The organism is Xanthomonas vasicola (genome assembly GCF_000772705.2).
Classification (GTDB): Bacteria; Pseudomonadota; Gammaproteobacteria; order Xanthomonadales; family Xanthomonadaceae; genus Xanthomonas; species Xanthomonas vasicola.
In genome coordinates this window covers 36,332-56,625 of sequence record NZ_JSBW02000006.1, presented here as the reverse complement: position 1 = coordinate 56,625, position 20,294 = coordinate 36,332, and the positions used below count along the sequence as shown (strand labels likewise).

The window sequence follows — 20,294 nt, the reverse complement described above, 5'->3', positions numbered from 1 at the left end:
GCTGGCTGCTGCGCTGGATCGCGTTTTTGCGTGCCTGGATGCGGGCGATGGAATGGCCATCCTTTAGCCACGTGCCGCTGTCACAGACGGCACGGGGCGCTTGAAGGGGATTTTTCAGGGACAACTCATTAGTTTCGACTTCTCGTGAGACCAAGCAAGCACTCATCCTTCGAACTTGCCTTTACATACACCGACGTTTCACCAAGATTGGTTTCATAGAAAACCTCCTTGCTGGCGTCGGCCAGTGGCGCATGGAGATTGGGTGGCAAGACATATGGAGTGAGTGCAAATTTTTGCTTGATCTTAGACACTTCATAACAGCGCCCAGGAGCGAGCTCCATATACATAAAACTCACTCCTTTGTTGAGTTCAGGCGGGACCCTGAACTCAACAAAGGAGATCGCATACTGATCCCGAGTCTTGAACGTATTTGAGCGAAAAGCAATATTCAATGATCGACTTGAACTCACCTGATGGAAATCACGGAGTCCAATTTCGCGAAAGGTCTCATAATTTGTGGCTTATTGGGATCATAGATTTCACCAATTATTTCATCCATGGCGAGCCCTGAGACTCCATCTTCCGCAACGGCGCTTGTGCAGAAGACAGCCATCAGCAATGTAACCGCAAGACCTTTGTGCATGCCCAACATTACTGGCCTCTCAAATAAGCACGCAATTCAATTTCAACCTGATCTAAAGGCCATAAATATCTAAAGCAACCGAAAACAAGGAAGAGTCGCCTTTGACCAAAGCATAAAGAGTCCCTTGGTCAACCCTGTGCAGCGCACCGATTTGAGCCAGTGAAACTACTTGACCATCGATCTCGGCAATTGCCTCTCTCTTTCTCAGAACTCCTGTTTTACTTTTTGAATATGTCAGGAGGCGCGTTTTACCATTAGTGACCCAGGCTCCCAGGTATTTGTCGTCTGAGTGATCATGTGATGGTGATACAAGAATTGAATCGACCAGCACGCCTTTTGACAGCGCACCATCTTTAGCTGCAAGAGAATTATTCTTATTAATCTTCTCGGGACGAGGATCTATATCACCGATGATCCCTGGCTTCGCCTGAATTTTTAGGTCAGTGGACAGATAGTAGGTATCACCAGAATAATAGTTAACAAATTGAGCGCACGCGCCTTTGATTGCATGAACTCGAACATTGTCAACCTTGCTTGCCTTGGCTAGCGGGACTACTAAATTCGCACTCCCACTCTCCACATAGAAATTGTCTTTAAGACGAGACTTTTCTGAACATAAAGCCTTAGCAGCACTGTCTCGTTGGCCATTTGACTGGGCCTGCCCGACCGTTAGGCCGGCAAGCACAAGCACGTAAATCGAATTTAGGGCAACCCTAACTATGGACATCGAAAGCACCTTTTTAACGCGAATGTAAAATCAAGGGGTTGGAACAACGATTGTCGGAGTTACCTCACTATATCCACCAACAACCTTTGTATCACTGGGACCAAGCACCCCTATGCTGAGATAATTTGCAACACCCCTCACAATATCATTGGCAAATTTCTCATTTTGATTAAACTCAGCATTGGTAAAACCATCTTGATAGAGGTTCTGGTAAAGGGTTCGAGCAGCTGCTGCGTTATGTGCCAGCTCATGCATCACCAAGAAATTCGCCCCTCCCATTAGATCGGAATACCCCTTGATGGTGTCAATGTTTATTGATATTTGCGGATCTCCATTGTTATAGTCGGACTGCCCAGTCGCAAACCCATTGCTATAGCTAGTGCCCGCTTCGTTTACCTTATAGTCTGCATTGAGCATCAGACTCTTGATTTCAGACATCTGCACGGTTGAACCATCGCTCATTTGCATATAAGCATTATCAGGAAGCGAGCTGATGGAGTCTTTAACAAAGTAGATTGCATCGTCAAATTTAACCAGAGCGGCCGACTCTTCCGCTGTCAACGCACGCGTGAAGTTGAGATCGTATTCCGGCGCTGTTGGAAGAGGAGTGCCCCCCCCGCCTGGAGGACTGATAGGCCCTGGCTGTTCAACTGGTGGTGAAGGGGGAATAGTCGGAGGTGGACTTGGAGGCGGGTTAACTACAACTGGCGGCAGCTCAGTCGGCGGCTCGCTCGGATCGACATCCGCAGCGGCTGCCGCACCTGCCACTAGGAACAACTCTTCGTTTGTCAGTTCTCTCATCACAGCACTCCCTGCAATATTTCGATTGATAAATTGCTGTTTCGCTTTCTTTTCTTCCTAAACATCATTTTTTTATTTTCCGTGCAGCCCATAAATAACGGTCCATTGCAAGCCTGGCTCACATAGAGTTAGAGATAGGCAGACTCGAAGCACTTGAAGACAAATTTACCTTTGTTGGCCTCTTACTTTTGGCATGCAAACCTCATTTCTCCAACGTGACCGTTTCAAATGTAGCATCTGGCGCATATTCATGCGCCCATCTCAGAACAGATATCTCTGCGTCAAGGCTCTTTTTATTCCTGGGCACAAATAAGGTGAAAGTAGGATTTTTTGAGCAAGAAGCGCCCGACTTTTTGGTGTCGGCTTTACAGTTAAAGTGAATGAGCCCAGCAGCTTCGACCGTATTATCACTCTTAATCGCAACTGCACCTTTCTCAATGCAGCTCTTGTAGCGGCAACCGGATATCAAGGTCAACCCATTCCCCACCTCAACGTCTTTGTTGGGTGGACCGCTCAGAGCCTCCCCAAACTGCTGCACCAAAGGTTTTCCGGGAATAATATAGTCACCCGCTGACTGACCAAAGTAAGCCGATAGGACCGCAGAATTAGTCTTGGCAGGCGCAGCCGTGGCCAAAACGCTCCCCCACAATGAAAAGATCATTATTGTAATTGATGCAATTCTTTTGTTAGCTTTCATCTCAGACCTCACGTTATAAGTCAACATTTAACCGGCACGCTGCCGTTTGTAATATCTTGTTGAATAAGCGCGGCCTCTCTGTCTCGCCTTGTATCATACGCATCACCAAAATCGTTCAGATTGGTAACAGCATCTTGCCAATGTCCCGTTGTTACTTGGGTCCAGAAATTGGGGGTTGCCGTGGCAAGGCCAGGGCCGTATTGGTAAGCAACACTTGCGATGGCGGTCTGGACGCCACCAGGCAGTTGATAAAAGTCAGCATAATCAGAAGAATTGTTGTAGCTGTTGACAACCGCATTTAAGATATTTGATCGAACTGCGTTATCCAACGCATCTGCCTGCGCCTCGGTGATGTGCAGAGGGTTGTTTTGAACGGCACTCAGCGCATCTTGGCCTGTTAGATGAAGGTAGGGCGTTAACGAAGTAACCAGTGCTTGGTCTACACCGAGAGCTGTGAGACTTTCGACAGTCTGGCCACCCAAATCGACGCCAGTTGCCACGGTCACTCCGCTTTGATCTATGACTACACCGTTATTGTTGGGGACATACGCATCTAGCTGTTGTCCACCCTCCACGCTGTCAATGAAGGCATTATCGATTCTGTTTTCAGCCGGCAAGGGGACAAAGACATCGCCATCATTGCCTCCGCCTCCACCTTGTGGCGGCGGCGGGGGTTGCTCAACTGGCGGGGATGGTGGCAATGTTGGTGGTTCTGATGGAGGTGGATTAACGACCACGGGGGGCAGCTCAGTGGGCGGCTCGCTTGGATCTACATCCGCAGCGGCTGCTGCACCTGCCACTAGGAATAGCTCTTCGATTGTTAGCTCTCTCATTGCAGCGCTCCATCCTGTGATTAGATTTTTTTCCTGATCGTTTTTTCTATTGAATGTTCCATATCTCTTTTTTCCTTTGAACTTATTTTGATAGGCGTTGTAATTCCTCACTATTGACTGGACTTCTCAGCCGCTTCCCCGGCCTCGTCCTGTTCAAATTTGCTGGGCTGCTCTTTGATCAAGGGCCTTAGGATCCCGCCCACAAAGAGATAGTGCATATCGCACATCCGAGAGATGTTCTTGTCGTGCGTCACGACGACTGTGGTCGCGCCGATGCTCTTGATATTCTTCATCAGCTGTATGCCCATCTGCTCATCAACCCCAGTCGTTGGCTCATCCATCAACAACAACTTGGTGCGCCTATAGAAGGCTCTGGCCAAGAAGATCCGTTGTTTTTGACCGCCTGACAGCGTATTTCCCAAGTCGCCCACTCTAGTGTTGAAGCCCATTGGCATGCGCAGGATATCGTCGTGGATACACGCCAATTTCGCAGCCTGCACGAGGCGTTCTTGGTCAATGTGCTCATCGAACATGGAGATGTTCTCTGACAACGTCCCTGACAACAGATTGTCTCCCTGCATGACGATGCTGACCTTGCTCCGGTAGCTCGACTTACCGACTTTACGCAGATCCTCTCCATTGACTAAGAAGTCCCCAACTTGAAGATCTTCAAGCCCCGCCAGAACGCGGATGAGTGTGGTCTTACCCACGCCTGAGTTCCCGACAATTGCAATCACTTGGCCTGCCGGGGCCCTGAGCTGCAAGGCGCTCATGATCCACTTGTCCGTAGACGAGTAGCGGAAGTAGCCGTTGGCAATGGCAATAGCTGGCGCAGCATCCTCCAGCGCGCCGTTGCCATGCAGAAACGACTCAGGCTCGCTGTGCGTGATGTCTGAAATGCGCTCGGTGTGCAAGCGAAGCAGCCGGAGCTGCATCAAGTAGTCGGCCAGATTGATGCTGCGTTGGCTGAACTGGGTCGCGTAGATCAAAAAGACCGTCAACACCCCGACCGTCATATCCCCACTGAGCACCAGCCGGGTGCCTTCCCAGATCACGAAAATGCGGCACAGGCCTTGGATGAGAAGCTGGACAGAATCGAACCCAATGCGGATCCGCTCGGCCCCGATGGTCGCATTGGTGGCTTTCGCGCTGTAGTTCGTGAAGCGCGACGCCCAAAGCGCTGACTTGTTGAACAGCTTGATGGGCTGGATGCTTCGGACCGTTTCGTAGAGCAAGCTTTGCCGGCGTGCATCGATGTTGATCTGGTCGAGGTTGGCCTCTTTGAGCTTGGCGTAGTAGGCATAGCGCGAACCCACATAGGCAAGGGTGAAAGCCAACAAGGCGAAAGAAAGCGGCGCGTCGTAGCTCATCAAGAGCAACAACATGAGGAAAGACATCACCCCATCAATGACCGCTTCCAGCATCTTCGTCGTGAGTGACTGCTGGATGGAGTAGATCGACTGGAAGCGACTTGAAATGTCCCCGGTATGTCGCTTCACGAAATACGACTGGGGTAGCGACACCAGGTGACGGAACAAGTTGCTGCTCCACCGCAAGCCGGTGGTGGAAGAAATCCACAGCAAGATCCACTTCCTGGCAACGGTCAAGACGAGCTGCACCAGGAGCACGATCGAAAAACCAATCGCCAAGGTGGTGACCAGGCCATCGTCCTTGACGCTGAGCACCTGATCCATGGTCAGTCTCAGGTATTGCGGCGCAATCAGCGCACAGCCTTCCAAGAAGAGCGCCAAGATGCCCACAACCCAGAACGCGGGCACCAGGGACCGAAGCGAGCCTGCCAGATCGCGAAGCGATACCGATGGCACGCTCTTGATCTTCTTAAAGGCCGGGCCTGGATGCGCCTCCAACGCAATGCCGCTAAAGAGCTCATCGAACTCATCGAGCTTGATTTTTTTGACGCCGGTTGCAGGATCGCTGATGTGCACGTGCACTCCCCGCACAGCCGTCAACACGACAAAATGCCCGTGGTGCAGGTGGACCATGCAAGGCAGCGACAGCTTGGGCAGTTCGTAAAGCTCCAAGCGAAGCGGACGCGTCGTGAGCCCGTTGGCATCAGCGATTTCAATCAGGGAGGCGAGCGTTGCCCCACTGGTTGACACCGTAAAGCGGTTGCGAAGCTCCCCGAGGCTCGTTTCATGGCCGTAGTAGGAGAGCAGCATCGCAATGCAGGCCAGGCCGCACTCACTCGACTCAGTTTGGCGGATATGCGGCACACGGCGCTTCGAGGAAAACACCAGGCTTGGTTCAGCAGAGCGATCCGTCTCGGTAGCGCCATTGGCTGATGGTGTCAAGACGTCCTTCATCGCTTTTCACCCGTCAAGCGCGACCCCATGGTTTGGAAGGGGTCAAACATCCACTCCCAGATCTTGCGCCCCTCCAAGATCAGTTCCGCATCCACTTCCATCCCCGGCAGGAAGGACTTCGCTTCTTGGGCGACTCCGATGGTTTGAGAAGGTAATGCCACCTTGGCGGTATAAACCGGCTCAGTGGGCGACTGGCGACCATAGCGACGCTCCAACTCACCGAGGGGGCTCGTTTGCGTCGACAGCGATGCGATGCGCCCCTGGATGGCGCCATACTTTGCTTTCGGGAATGCGGCGATGTTAAGCAGCACCTCGGTGCCCACCGTCACATGTCCAATGGCTCTTGAAGGAATGAGAATTTCAGCTTCGAACACCGACTCGCTTGGGGTGATCGACGCAATGATCGAGTCGGTGCCGATACGCTGACCTTGGGATGCGTAGATCGCTGCAACTGTGCCACTCAATGGCGAGGTGATGGTTTGCAGTCGGTCGGACTTGGCTCTGGCCACCTGATCTTCGATCGTGGATTTTTCGCGTTCGATTTCACTTGCTTGCCTGCTGGCCGTTGTCTTTATCTCGGTGATTTCACCCAGCAACGCGGCACGCTGATTGCGAAGTGTGGACTGCTGCGCGCGGGCATCCTGGATCTGAGCCTCTGCATCCAAGAGAGCATTTTCGTAGGTGAGGTAGGTGTATTTGGACACATACTTCTCAGCAAGCAGCGGCTCAATGGTCTTCAAGAGTTCCTTGTTCTTGGCGTATTTCTTTTCCAAGATTGAGATCTTGCGAGCGACTTCCTGCATCGCGCCGCTCGTTTCTTCGACTTGACGCGTCAGTTCACGCTCGCGCTGGCCGGAAAAGTCATGCGTCTGCAATTGCTCCTTGGTCAGCTCTTCTGAGCGGGTGAGCGCACGCTTGATCGTCTCATCGGACAAAGAGCGACCCGCTTCGTCGGTGATGTCGGCTGACAGCTCCGCAAGCACTTGGCCCTTCTTGACTAGGGCGTTTGGCTTCAACGTCGTTGACAGGATGAGACCAGGCGTTCCACTGCGGATATCCACTCGCCCATGCGTCGAGATGATCTGGCCCGACACATGCTCGCGCTTGGAGTAGGACGCGGTTAGAACAAACGTGGCCAGCAAGAGGAAGAGCGCACAGCCACAGCCGATCCAGATCCGGATGGACGAGGGAAACGCATCTTTCAGGTCGCCGAGTGTAGAAGTTGTCTCCGGCCCCTTTCGCTTGCGAAAGAGCGTTTGTTCTGCGTCATCCGTCTGACCTGACTCGCTATCCATAGCACCTACACTTCGAGATCTACTGCGCAACCTTGTGTGGGTTGAGGCTACCTCCGCAGACATTAAAATTACATTTGCGTTTTGTTGATCTGGCGTTGGCATCCGTGTAGGAATTATCTGATCTCCACGCATCCCATGACACCGGCGAGGCCTGACACACTATGGGCTAGGCGGACCGCTGTGCTAGGCTTTGAGCTGCAATTCTGCCACGACTTTTCGCTGTTCCTCGACGGGGAGTAATGACTTCGTGTTGTTGGCGAAGCCAAACCGCTGACCGCAAATACCACCGTCAAGGCCGACATCACCCGCGCCCCGTTGCATCAGTTCCGAATTTTCGACCCCATACGACACGAGGCCGCTGCAAACTGCCAGCGGCCCCGTATCGCGCGACGCATCATGCCGCATGTGGACTGCGCCTCAATCGGCCAGCCGCTCCCACAGGAAACTGTAGGCCAGCGCTGCCATATGCGCAGCCTGCGCATTATTGGCCGCGCCGCCGTGTCCGCCTTCGATGTTCTCGTAATAGGTCACGTCCTTGCCGGCCTCGATCATCTTGGCCGCCATCTTGCGCGCGTGGCCAGGATGCACGCGGTCGTCGCGCGTGGAGGTCAGGAAGATCACCGGTGGGTAAGTCTTCTTCGGGTCGAACAGGTGGTACGGCGAGAAGGCCTGGATGAACTTCCAGTCGTCAGTATCCGGGTTGCCGTATTCGGCCATCCAAGAGGCGCCGGCCAGCAGGTGGCTGTAGCGCTTCATGTCCAGCAGCGGCACCTGCACCACCACCGCGCCGAACAGTTCCGGATACTGGGTGAGCATGTTGCCGGTCATCAGGCCACCATTGCTGCCGCCCTGCACGCCCAGATGCTTGGTGGAGGTGATCTTGCGCGCAACCAGATCCTTGGCCACCGCGGCCATGTCTTCATACGCCTTGTGGCGATTTTGCTTGAGTGCGGCCTGGTGCCAGCGCGGGCCATATTCGCCACCGCCGCGGATATTGGCCACCACATAGACGCCGCCCTTTTCCAGCCACGCGCGCCCCAGCCCGCCGGAGTAATTGGGCGTCATCGAAATTTCGAAACCGCCGTAGCCGTAGAGCAACGTGGGCGCGCTGCCATCGAGCTTCAAAGCCTTCGGGCGCACCAGGAAATACGGCACGCGGGTGCCGTCCTTACTGGTGGCGAAGTGCTGCTCGATGGTGTCCTTGCCGGCATCGAAGAACGCCGGCATGGTCTTGAGCGGCTGCGGTGCAGCGCCCACGTCCACCCACGACAACGTGGTGGGGGTCAGATAATCGGTCACGGTGAGCCACAGCGCATCGCTGTCGTCGCTATCCACCGCGCTGACATCGACCGTACCGAAGCTCGGTGCACCGACAAACGCGCTCTTTTTCCAACCATCCTGCGATGGCGTGACCACGCTCAAACGATTCTTGACGTCTTCCAGCACGTTCAACACCAGATGCGACTTGGTCCACGCCACGCCAGCCAGCGAGGTGGTGTCGGTGGGCTCGAACAACACATCGAAGTTGCGCTTGCCAGCCATGAAGTCGTCGAAGCGCGTGGCCAGCAGTGCGCCGGCCTTGTAGGTCTTGCCGCCTACGGTCCACGGGTCGCGCAGTTCCAGCGTCAGCCACTGGCGCTTGACCGACTTGCTGGCCGAATTGGGCACGTCCACCTTGACCAGCTTGCCGTCGGCGCCCTTGAGATACAGCTCGTCGTTGTAGAAGGCCAGCGTGCGGCTGACGAAATCGCGCTCGAATCCGGGCGTGTCTTCATGCATCGCCGCGATGTACATGTCGGTCGGCTTGCCTTCGTACACCACGCTCGCGGCAGTCAGTGGCGTGCCGCGCTTCCACTGCTTGGCGATGCGCGGGTAGCCGGAGCTGGTCATGCTGCCGGTGCCGAAATCGGTGAACACGTAGACAGTGTCCTGGTCGATCCAGCCCAGCCCGCCCTTCGACTCAGGGCGGAAGAAGCCGTCCTTGACCCACTGCTTGCTTCCCAGATCGAACTCGCGGGTGACATCGGCATCGGCACCGCCGCGCGACAGCGCGATCAGGCAGCGCTGATAGTCAGGACGCAGGCAATCGGCGCCATGCCACACCCAGTTTTCGCCTTCGGCCTTGTTGAGCGCATCCAGGTCCAGCACTGTTTCCCACTTGGGCGAGGCCTTGCGGTATTCGTCCAGCGTGGTGCGCCGCCACATGACGCGCTCGTGCTGCTTGTCCTTCCAGAAGTTGTAATAGAACGCGCCGATCTTCTGCACGCCCGGAATCTTGGCGTCCGAATCCAGCACCTGGCGAATGCTGGTTTCCATCTGCTTGAACGCCGGCGTGCTGGCTAGCCGCGCTTCGGTCTTGGCGTTCTGGGCCTTCACCCAGTCCAGCGGCTTGGCGCCGGTGACATCTTCCAGCCAGGCGTAGGGATCGTTGGACACGGCGGTTTCCTCTGCAGAGACGGCGCCAGCGGTGATCAGGCCGGCAACCAGGCAGATCGAGGCGAACTTGGGCATGAATGTTTCCGGAAAAACGAATGGCCGGAACGTAGCACAGCGCCCCGCCGGCCAACCCTGCCGAAGGTCAGGCTGCCCGCGCCTGTGTCGCCGTACGCGAAGCATTGCGTCGGCGCTGTGCCTGCGGCCCGCGCCGACGGGGCGCAACACGGCGCACTCCACGCCCTGCCAGGGTGGGCAAGGCAAACCGGTACAGGCTCCACCACGCCAGCATCGGCATGCCGACCAGCCACAGCGGCAACCAGCCGATCCATTCGCTATAGCCACGCGCGGCCGGCCACACCAGCACCAGGGCCAGCCCGGCCAGGGCGATCTGCCGCACCGGGCGCAGTACGCGCGGGTCGGGACGTTCGGAATGGGAAGAAGGACGATGCGACATGGCGGCACTCCGTGCAGGAAGGATCACAACAGGCCCGCAGGATTGCCGCTGCCCATCTCACCGGCTGCGACCTTGACGCGAGCCTGTGCGGCGCGCGGCTCGGACGCTGTCTCAGAGGCACCCGGGCTCGGGAAGGTCGCAGTTGCAGACAGCTACGATGTCGGGGTCTCGGCAACCCTGACAGCCAGCGACAACAGACCGCCCCGCGCTGCACAACCCTGCGGCCGCGGCGCCAATGCCTGACCGACACCTGTCAGCCAGCCCCGACCGCCCCCAATCCGCTGAAGCCCCCCCGGCACCGTTGCCAGACGCGACCGTTGACGCGAACTTGCCCCCTGCATGCGGTAGTGTGCTGCTCCCACTGCCTCATTGTGATGTTGCGATGCGCCTGACCGTTACGATCGCCCTCGCTTTTCTGCTCGTCCTGGGCCTGCCCGTGGCACACGCCAAGGACACATCCGCCAGTGAGCCGGCAGTCGATCTGTCCAAGATCATGGGCACCTGGTACGTGATTGCGCGCATGCCCAACCCGGTGGAGCGCGGCCACGTCACCAGCCGCGACGAATACACCCTGGTCGAAGACGGCAAGGTGGCAGTGCGCTATCTGTACCGCGACGGGTTCGGTGAACCGGAAAAGGAAGTCAGCGCGCGCGCGTCGGTGGATGCCGACAGCGGCAACCGCGATTGGCGGGTGTGGTTCTACAAGGTGATCCCGGCCAAGCAGCGCATTCTGGAAATCGCCCCGGATGGCTCCTGGATGCTGATCTCCTACCCGGGCCGCGACCTGGCCTGGATCTTTTCGCGCAAGCCGGACATGAGCCGCGATCAGTACCGCATGCTGGTCAACAAGATGCGCGACGAGTATTCGATCTACACCGACAAACTCAAGCGCGTGCCGCAGCTGCGCGAGCAGGTGGACCGCCTGGGATTTGAGGTGCCGAACAAGCGCTGAGCGCGTTGGTCGCCCTGACCATGCACCAGGTCAGTGGCGCGTGGTCGATAGCCGTTCACATGTGCGCCGCGACAGCCGCGCGGCGTCGCGGTTCACCACCGGCAATGCTCAGTCGTAATTGCTCAATGCCAGCGACAACAACGCCTTGGCCTGCTCGCGCAACGACATAGGTTCAACGATCTCCGCATCCGAGCCGTAGTGCAGCACGTCCATCAGCAGTTCGCGCGAGTTGCTATACGGCAACTTGAGCTCGTAGCGGCCATCGGGCAGAAAGCGCCCCTGCTGTTTGGAATGCCAATGTTCGTCGGCCACCCAGCGCGCCGCCTTGGAACTGAACACGATGGTCGCCCAGCCCTTGGGTGCTCCGGAGAAAATGCCGTAGGTGGCGGCAAGTTGCTCGTCCAGTTCGCTGTCGGGCACATCGCGCGGCGCGGCATCGAGCAGGCGCGCATGGTTGATGCGGTCTACCGCAAAGCTGCGCACACCATCGCGGCCGTGATCCCAGGCGTCCAGATACCAGTTGTCGCGGTAATGGGTAATGCGCTGTGGCGACACCGTGCGCTTGGTCGATTCATCCGTAGAGCGCGCGCGGTAGTCGAAGCTCAGCTGCTTACGCTCCAGCACGCCGGAGGCCACGGTGCGGAAGCTGGCTTCGTCCAGCTTGCGGCCGCGGTGCGGAATCACCCGCACCCGATCCACCGGCCATTGCGAGACACCGGCTTGCGCAGCGAGCAAGCCTTCGATGCGTTGCTGCAACGGTGCCAGCATCGAGGACAGCACTCCGCCGCCGGTCCGCGCGAGCAGTTGCTGCGAAGCCAGCAACGCGTGCAGCTCTTCCGAGCTCAACCACAGGCCGGGTAATTCGAAGCGATCGCTTTCACCGGTTAGATAGCGAAAGCCCGATTCGCCGTCGCCTTCCACCGGCGCCATTAGCGCATCGCGCAGAAACGCCAGATCGCGGTAGACGGTTGCGCGGGAACAGCTCAGCTCATCCTGCAGCCGCGCCACCGTGACCGGGTAGCGTGCCGATTTGAGCAAGCGATGCAGGGAGTTGATGCGTTCATAGCGGTCCATGCGTCGATTATGTCCGAGTCTTTGCGCGGCGGGGTGAGCATCGCCGTCTGGCGATAGGCAACTGACGGTAGGCAGATAGCAGCACGCGTCCAGATTACGTCCGACCCAGGTGCGTGGTCTGTTGGGTCGGTCGCAACATTCACAGCTTGCCGGCGTTGAGATACCGCATCCTCGATCCGCGCCTGCAACAGGCGACGGGTGTCGGGTCGACAAGACCCAGACCGTTGGTCTCGTCGCGGCCGGCGTCGAACGGGTGGTCGTCCAGGCCAATGGCGGCGGGCAGCGCCGCTGTCGCTTGCATGCGACGGCACGGGGGCACTCGGATCCGCGCCATTCGCCAGGCCCGCGTACCTCATGATGTGACCATCGTTGTTTGCCGCTTGGCAATCGCAAGCGCGCATCTGCGGATCACTCCGGCCACGCCAAGCGCATTGTCCGCCTCCTCCCAGTGCCATCTAGACGCGAACTCACCGATCGCTCCGACCATGCCACCAGCCGTACGCAGACACGCTTTCGCCGCGGCTATTGCACACAACCCGTCACGCCATGACGGCCCAGACCGCTTTCTACGCCCGAACCCTCAATGAAGGGGGCCGTTCACTTGGCAATAACGGCACCGCACAGTCCGTTATCATGAAATCGCTTCCCCCCCTCTCCCTGCCCTCCAAAGCGAGCTGCCCATGTCCCGCCGTGCCCCGTTGCCTGCCTTGTTGCCACTGTTGTTGATCACGCCCACCGTCTGGGCCCAGGCAGTCGCACCGGCGCCGGCAGACCCGGCCGCAGCGCTGATGCCCTCGCCCTGGAGCGGCAGCAGCGGCGAGCTCGGCTACGCTGCCGCGAACGGAAACAGCACCACCGATAGCCTCAACGGCCGTGTGCGCCTGCGCTACACCGACGGCGACTGGATCCACAGCCTGGATGCCACCGCACTGCGTTCGAGCTCGGAATACACCAACACCAACGAAGACGGCAGTACTACGCGCGAACGCCAGACCACGGCCGAGCGTTACACCGGCAGCGTCGGTAGCGCACTGCAGCTGGGCGAACATCGCCAGCTCACCGCCACCGGCCGCTACGAGCACGACGACTTCGCCACCTACGACCGTCTGGCCACCTTCGGTATCGGCTACGGCACGCGCCTGATCGACGCCGACCGGTTCTACCTGGACGCGCAGGTGGGCCCGGGTGTGCGCCGCGCGCACAACAGCAACGAAGACCGCAACGAAACCGGGTTGATTGGTCGCGGCCTGTTCGACCTGAAGTACACCGTTACCGACAACACCGATGTGATCAACACGCTGCTGGTGGAATCGGGCGAATACAACACCTATGCGCAGAACGATTTCGGCGTGCAGGTCAGCATGAACTCGCATTTCGCGCTGAAGGCTGCGTGGCAGATGCGCCACAACAGCGAGGTCAGCGACGGCGACAAGAAGACCGATACGCTGACTACGGTCAATCTGGTTTACACGTTCAAGTAAGCGCCCGCTGGCGGCCGCGGCCGGGGCTCGGCTCCCACGACAGCGCCGAGCACCGGCCACGCCCCGCCCCTGCCGCGAGAAACTTGCCCGTACCGCCGCGAGGATTGCGCGTGTAGGAGCGCCCCGGGCCGCGCGGGCATCCCGATGAAGCTTCTCGCGGCCAGAGCCGCTCCTACGAGGAGCGGGCATCGCGCATCGGGCGGCAGGCCTGAGCTGCGGCAAGCCGATGCGCTGACCGCCGCCGCGCTGGTGATAAGGTCGCGTAGATGCTTCACGACAGCGCCGAGCACCGGCCACACACCGACCTAGCCGCGAAAAACATACCCGCGCCGCCGCGAGGATTGCTCGTGTAGGAGCGCGCCGGGGCGCGCGGGCTTTGCCGGTGAAGCCTGTCGCGGCCAAGGCCGCTCCTACGCAAAGCGGGCATTGCGAGCACGCGGCACGGCTCTCGTGACCGGGATCTATCCTATTAATGCAGCGGCGGTTTTCTCGGTTGGACGTGCCTGCGCGCGCTCGATTTCTGCGGCCGGGCGCGCTGTTCCAGGCCCGACGTTACAACTCGGCCAGCAGCTGCGCGGCGCCCTTGTCGAACAGTCCTTGCGCAACGCGACGGCCAAGCGCCTCGGTATCGTCGACGCTGCCGTGTGCATCGGCGTGGATCAGGCGGCCGTCGCTGGCGCTGCCGACCATGCCCTGCAGGAACAGGCCCTCGCCTTCCCAGCGCGCGAAGGCAGCCACCGGCACGTGGCAGCTGCCATGCAGCGCGCGATTCATTGCCCGCTCGGCTTCCACGCAGGCGCGCGTGCGGCCGGCATCCAGCACCGCCAGCAAGCTGTGGATACGCGCGTCGTCGCCACGGCATTCCACTGCCACCGCGCCTTGTGCGGGCGCCGGCAACCACTCCGGTGCGTCCAGCCGCGCGCTGATGCGTGCATCCAGCCCAAGCCGCTGCAGACCGGCGCAGGCCAGCACGATGGCGTCGTAGCCGCCGTTGTCGAGCTTAGCCAGCCGCGTGTTGACGTTGCCGCGCAGGTCGATCAATTCCAGATCCGGGCGTGCGGCGCGCAACTGCGCCTGGCGACGCAGCGAAGACGTGCCCACGCGTGCGCCCAGCGGCAATGCCTGCAGGCTGGCGTAGAGATTGGACACCAGCGCATCGGCCGGGTCGCCACGCTCCAGGATCGCCGGCAGCACGAACGGGGCGTCCAGTTCCATCGGCACATCCTTGAGCGAATGCACGGCGCAATCGGCTTCGCCGCGCAGCATCGCCAGCTCCAGCTCCTTCAGGAACAGGCCCTTGCCACCGATCGCGGCGAGCGAGCGGTCAAGCACTTCGTCGCCACGAGTGCTCATCGGTACCAACACCACCTCCAGTCCGGGGTGGTGTTGACGCAACGCGGCTGCGACGTGTTCGCTCTGCCAAAGGGCGAGCGGGCTTTTGCGGGTGGCGATACGGAGCGTGGTCATGCCGGCATTATCGCGGAGCCGGCGCCGAACTCACAGTTGACGTAATTGATCGCGCAGGCTGGCCACGCAGCGGCGGCTCACTTCCAAGGTTTGCGGCACGTTGCGCAGCACCGCGTGCACCTGGCCATCGCCGCTGCGGCGCAGTTCCACCAGTTCGTCGCGTGCCACCAAACAATTGCGATGGATACGCACCAGGCGCTCGGCGAATTCGTCTTCCAACGATTTCAGCGACTCTTCGATCAAGTCTTCGCCACGGGTGTGGTGGACGATGACGTACTTCTCTTCGGCCTGCAGGTAGCGGATGTCGCCGATGGCGATCAACCGCAAGCTGCCGCGCAGGCGCGCGCACAGATGGGTGCGCAGCGGCCTGGGCGCAGTGCCGGGCACGCGGCCGGCCAGGAAGGTGGCGACCTTTTCCAGCGCAGACGCCAGGCGTTCCGGGCGCACCGGCTTCATCAGGTAATCCAGCGCAGCTGCGTCGAACGCGGACAACGCATGCTGGTCGTAGGCGGTGCAGAACACCACCGCCGGTGGCGGCTGGCTTTGCCGCAGCAACCGCGCGGTTTCCAGGCCGTCGACGCCGGGCATGGCGATGTCCAGCAACACCAGATCCGGATGCAGGTGTTCGCACTGCTGCAGCACTTGCTGGCCGTTTTCCGCCTCGCCAATCACCTCGACCTGCGGATGCTCACCCAGCAGCATGCGCAGGCGCTCGCGCGCCAGTGGCTCGTCATCGGCGATCAGCACCCGCACTTGCGTGGCCGTCATGGACTCCCCCTCGCTACCGTGACTCTCCCCTCACGGCAGCGGCAATGTGATCTCGCAGGCATAGTAGCCTTCAGCCCAGCTGGCCGCCATCCGTGCCCCGGCACCGAACTGGAACGCCAGCCGGTGCGAGATGCTGGCCTGCGCATGCCCGGCGCCAGCCAGCAGCGGCAACTGGGTGCCTGGTTGCGGCGCCGGGTTGACGATACGGATCTGCAGCTGGTTGCCGCGCTGACGCAGCGACAGGTACAGCGTACCGCCTTCGGGCATGCGCGAAACGCCATGCAGTACGGCATTTTCGACCAATGGCTGCAGCACCAGACGCGGCATCGGCAGCTCCCAGGGCAGCGGCTCCTGGCGGTGCCAGCGCACCTGCAGGCGCTCGCCCAGGCGCAGCGATTCGATTGCCAGATAGCGTTCGGCCAGTTCGCATTCGGCGCGCAAGGTGGAAACGCCTTCGCCGGCGCCGAGCGCGGCGCGGAACAGGTCCGACAGATCCAGCACCGCCTGCTCGGCCACCACCGGATCGCGCCGCAACAGGCTGGCGATGAGATTCATGCTGTTGAACAGGAAGTGCGGGCGAATGCGCGCCTGCAAGGCATCTGCCTCGGCACGCGCGTTGGCCTGCACCTGCGCCTCCCAGCGGTCGCTGACATAGAAGTAGCGCAGCGCCAGCGCGGTGATCAGCACCACCGTGGCCGCGCTGCCCAGGGTGAAGCGCCAGAAGCCAACCAGCGGCCCCAGCGGCGCCTGCCCAAGTACGGCATACAGGCCGTGCACGATGCCGGCGCCGAGCATTGCCACCACCGCGGCAATCAGCAATGCGGCCAGCCCGCCCAGCCGCGGCGGCAATCGCGACAAGGTGGGCCGCAACACGCACAGCAACACACTGACCGCCAGCGCCAGCCACAGCGCCAGACCGCTGGCAGAGACGAACCGCGACAAGGTGATGCTGCGTGCGGCGCCGGCATCGGGCACCAGGGTCACCACCAGCACCACCAGTTCGGCCAGGCTCAGCATCGCGCCCAGCCGTGGCAGCCGGCACAGGTCCGGCATCCAGGCAATCTGCGGCGCGCGCTGGGCCATGCGCTCAGGCGGCGGTGAAGCGCGCCTGCATCCAGTCGCGCAGGGCCTCGATCTCTTCCAGACAGACCTGGTGGCCCATCGGGTAGGTGTGCCAGTCCAGGGCGAAGCCGAGCGTGCGCAAGGTCTGCATGCTGGCCTGGCCAGCCGCGAACGGCACCACCGGGTCGGCCGTGCCATGGGCCATGAACAGCGGTTGGCGGCTCGCGGCCGGCTGCAGCTGGGTGGCGGCCGCAGCGGGATCCGGCAGATAGGTCGACAGCGCGATCAACCCGGCCAGCGGCACGCTGCGCTGCAGGCCCACCGCCAGGGTCACGGCGCCGCCTTGCGAAAAGCCGGCCAACAAGATGCGTTCGGGCGCAATGCCACGCGATTGCTCATGGGCGATCAAAGCTTCGACCTGGGTCACCGACTCGGCAATGCCGGCCTTGTCGGCGCGCCGGGCGAAATCCATGCCGACGATGTCGTACCAGCCGCGCATGCGCACGCCGTTATTGATGGTGATCGGGCGGATCGGGGCATGCGGAAACACGAAGCGCAGCGCGGGCCAATCCGGGCGCACCAACTCGGGCACCATCGGGGCGAAGTCACTGCCATCGGCGCCCAGGCCGTGCAGCCACAGCACGCTCCATTGCGGGTTCGGTCCGGTCTCGCGTTCGATCACTTCCAGCATCATCCAGCTCCGCTTGCAGGCGGGGCATTATGCCTTGTGGGACGAGCGGGCCAGATCACACAGGCGCAGACGGCCATGCGTGCATGCAACCGTAACGGGCAGCCACCGCAACGTCACCGGTGGCAGATCCTAAGGATCAGCACCGGTGCGCACTCAGATCAGCGACGGTTCCAGCGCAGCGGCGCGGCGCAGCTCGGACGCGCGCACCAGCACCTTGGGCGGGTCGAGTTCTTCGGGGATACAGAAAATGCCGGCACGGCGCAGCGCCATGCCGCTACGACGCAGCGAGGTCAGTGCCACCACCGGGATCGACAATGCCATGCCCACGATCACCGGCCCCATCCACGCGGCCAGCGCCGGCGAAACCGCATAGGCCACTGCACCCATGAACAAGCCGAACACGGTCAGACCGCCGTAGCTGCGCAACAGCGCCGGCCACGACAGCTTGCCATCATCGCGCACCTGCGCATCCCAGCCCGAATCCTTACCCGCCAGCACTTCGAATACACCGCGCGACTGCAGGTACATCACCACCGGCGCCATCAAGGCCGCCAGCACGGTTTCCAGCAGGATGCTCACCGCCGCGCGGAAGGCGCCGCCGCAGGCGCGCAGTTCGCGCGGGTTGAGCAGTAGCGCGATGTAGCCAAGCAGCTTGGGGGCCAGCAACACGAACATGGTGCAGATGAAGATCCAGATCGCATTGCCCTGGCTGCTGCCATGCCAGTAACGGGCGGGCGAGAACGGTAGGTCGCCAGCCAGATCGATACCGCCGCCGGCCAGCGGAATGCCGATACCGATCAGCATCAGCAGGCCCCACATCGGTGCGGTGAAGTAGTGCCCGATGCCGATCAGCATGTGCATGCGGCTGATCCAGTGCAGCCCCTTGGCGCTGACCACCTTGGCGTGCTGCAGGTTGCCCTGGCACCAGCGGCGGTCGCGGATCAGCAGGTCGGTGAGCGTGGGCGGGCCTTCTTCGTAACTGCCCTGCAGGTACGGCACCATGTGCATGGCCCAACCGCCGCGCCGCATCAGCGCCGCTTCCACGAAGTCGTGGCTGAGCACATGCCCGCCGAACGGCTTGCGCCCGCGCAGCGACGGCAAACCGGCGTGATCGGCAAACGCCTGGGTGCGGATGATGGCGTTGTGGCCCCAGTAGTTGCTCTCGGCGCCGTGCCACCAGGCCACGCCGAAGGCGATGATCGGGCCATACACGCGGCCGCCGAACTGCTGCATGCGGGCAAACAGGGTCTGCCCGTTGACCACCGCAGGCAGGGTCTGGATCAGGCCGACGTCCGGGTTGTTTTCCATGCCGGCCACCAGCCGCACGATGGTGTCGCCGGTCATGACGCTGTCGGCGTCCAGAATCAGCATCTGCGAGTAGCTGCCACCGAAGCGACGCACCCAGTCGGCCACGTTGCCGGCTTTGCGCGCGGCGTTGTCGGCGCGGCGGCGGTAGAAGATGCGGCCATGCCCGTCGACGCGGTCACACAGTTCGCTATACACCAGTTCTTCGGCGCGGCCGATGTGCTCGCGGGTCGTATCGCTGAGCACGAAGAAGTCGAAGTGCTCCAGCTGACCGGTTTCGGCCACCGATTCGTAGATGGCCTGTAGGCCAGCCAGCAACCGGCGCGGGTCTTCGTTGTAGGTGGGCATCAACAACGCAGTGCGCGAGCGCAGCGTAGGCAGTGGTTCTTCCGGGTCGATACCGAGCTTGCGCCCGGCATGCGCCACCACGGTGACGAAGCCGGCCACGGCGCTGGCGAAGGACATGGCGATCCAGGCGAACAGCAGGATAAACAACCCAAGCAGACAGCCTTCCAGCACGCTGATGCCGTCGGGCCACAGCACGCTGAGCATCACCCACACGGCGACGGCAGTGGTGGCGAAGGTGCCGCCGATCAGATAAAAGCGGCGCACACCGATGCCGGCTGGCGAGGTGCGCTGGTGGCGCACTTGCAGGCTACCTTCGCGCAGATTCTGTTCGGGCATTGCCAACGGCGCTTCCGGCGGCAGCGTGGGCTTACCGGCATCGAGGGCAGAAACGGGGGGCATTGCAGTGGGTGTCGGGGAAAGAGTCACGGTGCCATCCATCAGGGCTGCCCGTCGCGCGAGAGCGACAGTGCGGGCTGAAACGGGGGGTCCATACCCGCCATGCAGTGCGATGTTGCCTGGCACGCGGTGACGCGGGCGAGCCCGACGCTGTGCGACCAAGACGCTCTGAAACCACTCCGATGCACAAGTTCTCCTGGCTGCAACCTCATGCCGCAGCGCATCCTAAAGAATCGACCGTTAAAGCAACGAAGGCCGCTTGCAGTCTTCGCCCCTCCCGACGAGGACCGCGCGGCAGACTACGCCGCAGCGACCGAACGCAACCCCAACAGATTGCAGCCTAACGCACATGCTGTCACGGGGCAGCATGCCTGGCTGTCATGCAGAAGCGTTGCAATTGGTGTGCCATGACGTGGAATCGGTTGCAGTGACGGGGTGTTGGCGTTGCATTTCTTGGATGCAAGCGATGACTTGGGGCAAAGCCTGGCTGGTCACATGGCGGTCCTCGCCGCCCCAAACAATTTGCTGACTGCTTTGCTG

At 60.6% G+C, this 20,294-nt stretch carries 18 protein-coding genes; 2 read left to right on the top strand and 16 right to left on the bottom strand.

Annotation, left to right across the window (positions count from 1 at the left end):
* Positions 1-695 precede the first annotated feature (695 nt).
* The 9 genes from NX05_RS23470 to NX05_RS01725 all read right to left on the bottom strand — a co-directional run bounded on the left by NX05_RS23470 (position 696) and on the right by NX05_RS01725 (position 10,210).
* Positions 696-1,370 (bottom strand): hypothetical protein, encoded by a 675-nt coding sequence (locus NX05_RS23470; RefSeq protein ID WP_146092223.1) that lies wholly within the window; start codon positions 1,368-1,370, stop codon positions 696-698.
* A 30-nt stretch (positions 1,371-1,400) separates the two neighbouring features.
* Positions 1,401-2,171, bottom strand: coding sequence for a hypothetical protein (locus tag NX05_RS01750; protein WP_230597750.1), 771 nt, complete (start codon positions 2,169-2,171; stop codon positions 1,401-1,403).
* Between the two features lie 202 nt (positions 2,172-2,373).
* Positions 2,374-2,868 (bottom strand): hypothetical protein, encoded by a 495-nt coding sequence (locus tag NX05_RS23465; protein WP_134810986.1) that lies wholly within the window; start codon positions 2,866-2,868, stop codon positions 2,374-2,376.
* A 20-nt stretch (positions 2,869-2,888) separates the two neighbouring features.
* Entirely contained in the window at positions 2,889-3,812 is a 924-nt protein-coding gene (locus NX05_RS25145; protein ID WP_134810987.1) for a pesticin C-terminus-like muramidase, read from the bottom strand.
* Positions 3,812-6,025: a peptidase domain-containing ABC transporter gene (locus NX05_RS01745; RefSeq protein WP_039432519.1), complete on the bottom strand. Its 2,214-nt coding sequence runs from the start codon at positions 6,023-6,025 to the stop codon at positions 3,812-3,814. Before NX05_RS01745 ends, NX05_RS25145 begins: the two co-directional genes overlap by 1 nt.
* Complete coding sequence (locus tag NX05_RS01740; RefSeq protein WP_039432516.1) at positions 6,022-7,320, bottom strand: HlyD family secretion protein; 1,299 nt, start codon at positions 7,318-7,320, stop codon at positions 6,022-6,024. Before NX05_RS01740 ends, NX05_RS01745 begins: the two co-directional genes overlap by 4 nt.
* 183 nt (positions 7,321-7,503) lie before the next feature.
* The gene (locus NX05_RS01735; RefSeq protein ID WP_039432514.1) at positions 7,504-7,725 is read right to left on the bottom strand and encodes a hypothetical protein; all 222 of its coding nucleotides are present in this window, start codon (positions 7,723-7,725) and stop codon (positions 7,504-7,506) included.
* 12 nt (positions 7,726-7,737) lie between these two features.
* Positions 7,738-9,831 (bottom strand): prolyl oligopeptidase family serine peptidase, encoded by a 2,094-nt coding sequence (locus tag NX05_RS01730; protein ID WP_039432512.1) that lies wholly within the window; start codon positions 9,829-9,831, stop codon positions 7,738-7,740.
* Positions 9,832-9,898: 67 nt separating this feature from the next.
* Complete coding sequence (locus NX05_RS01725; RefSeq protein WP_010368301.1) at positions 9,899-10,210, bottom strand: hypothetical protein; 312 nt, start codon at positions 10,208-10,210, stop codon at positions 9,899-9,901.
* 382 nt (positions 10,211-10,592) lie between these two features.
* Here NX05_RS01725 and NX05_RS01720 point away from each other — a divergent pair, with 382 nt between their 5' ends.
* Entirely contained in the window at positions 10,593-11,162 is a 570-nt protein-coding gene (locus NX05_RS01720) for a lipocalin family protein (RefSeq protein ID WP_039432510.1), read from the top strand.
* Between the two features lie 108 nt (positions 11,163-11,270).
* On the opposite strand, the gene NX05_RS01715 is transcribed toward NX05_RS01720, so the two are convergent.
* On the bottom strand, positions 11,271-12,236 hold the full coding sequence (locus tag NX05_RS01715) for a helix-turn-helix transcriptional regulator (protein ID WP_010368305.1): 966 nt from the start codon (positions 12,234-12,236) through the stop codon (positions 11,271-11,273).
* Positions 12,237-12,375: 139 nt separating this feature from the next.
* The gene (locus NX05_RS01710; protein WP_017117183.1) at positions 12,376-12,537 is read right to left on the bottom strand and encodes a hypothetical protein; all 162 of its coding nucleotides are present in this window, start codon (positions 12,535-12,537) and stop codon (positions 12,376-12,378) included.
* Between the two features lie 379 nt (positions 12,538-12,916).
* On the opposite strand from NX05_RS01710, the gene NX05_RS01705 reads away from it, so the two are divergent.
* Positions 12,917-13,717 (top strand): DUF481 domain-containing protein, encoded by an 801-nt coding sequence (locus NX05_RS01705; RefSeq protein WP_039432505.1) that lies wholly within the window; start codon positions 12,917-12,919, stop codon positions 13,715-13,717.
* A 552-nt stretch (positions 13,718-14,269) separates the two neighbouring features.
* Here the strand turns inward: NX05_RS01705 and hemC are convergent.
* From hemC to mdoH, 5 genes are all read right to left on the bottom strand, one after another.
* Positions 14,270-15,184 (bottom strand): hydroxymethylbilane synthase, encoded by a 915-nt coding sequence (hemC, locus tag NX05_RS01700; RefSeq protein WP_039432503.1) that lies wholly within the window; start codon positions 15,182-15,184, stop codon positions 14,270-14,272.
* Positions 15,185-15,214: 30 nt separating this feature from the next.
* Entirely contained in the window at positions 15,215-15,952 is a 738-nt protein-coding gene (locus tag NX05_RS01695) for a LytR/AlgR family response regulator transcription factor (RefSeq protein WP_010368309.1), read from the bottom strand.
* 30 nt (positions 15,953-15,982) lie between these two features.
* Entirely contained in the window at positions 15,983-17,035 is a 1,053-nt protein-coding gene (locus NX05_RS01690) for a sensor histidine kinase (RefSeq protein WP_010368310.1), read from the bottom strand.
* A gap of 4 nt (positions 17,036-17,039) precedes the next feature.
* Positions 17,040-17,708: an alpha/beta hydrolase gene (locus tag NX05_RS01685; RefSeq protein ID WP_039432501.1), complete on the bottom strand. Its 669-nt coding sequence runs from the start codon at positions 17,706-17,708 to the stop codon at positions 17,040-17,042.
* Positions 17,709-17,858: 150 nt separating this feature from the next.
* Positions 17,859-19,796, bottom strand: a complete 1,938-nt coding sequence (mdoH, locus tag NX05_RS01680; protein ID WP_010368313.1) for a glucans biosynthesis glucosyltransferase MdoH — start codon at positions 19,794-19,796, stop codon at positions 17,859-17,861.
* Positions 19,797-20,294 lie beyond the last annotated feature (498 nt).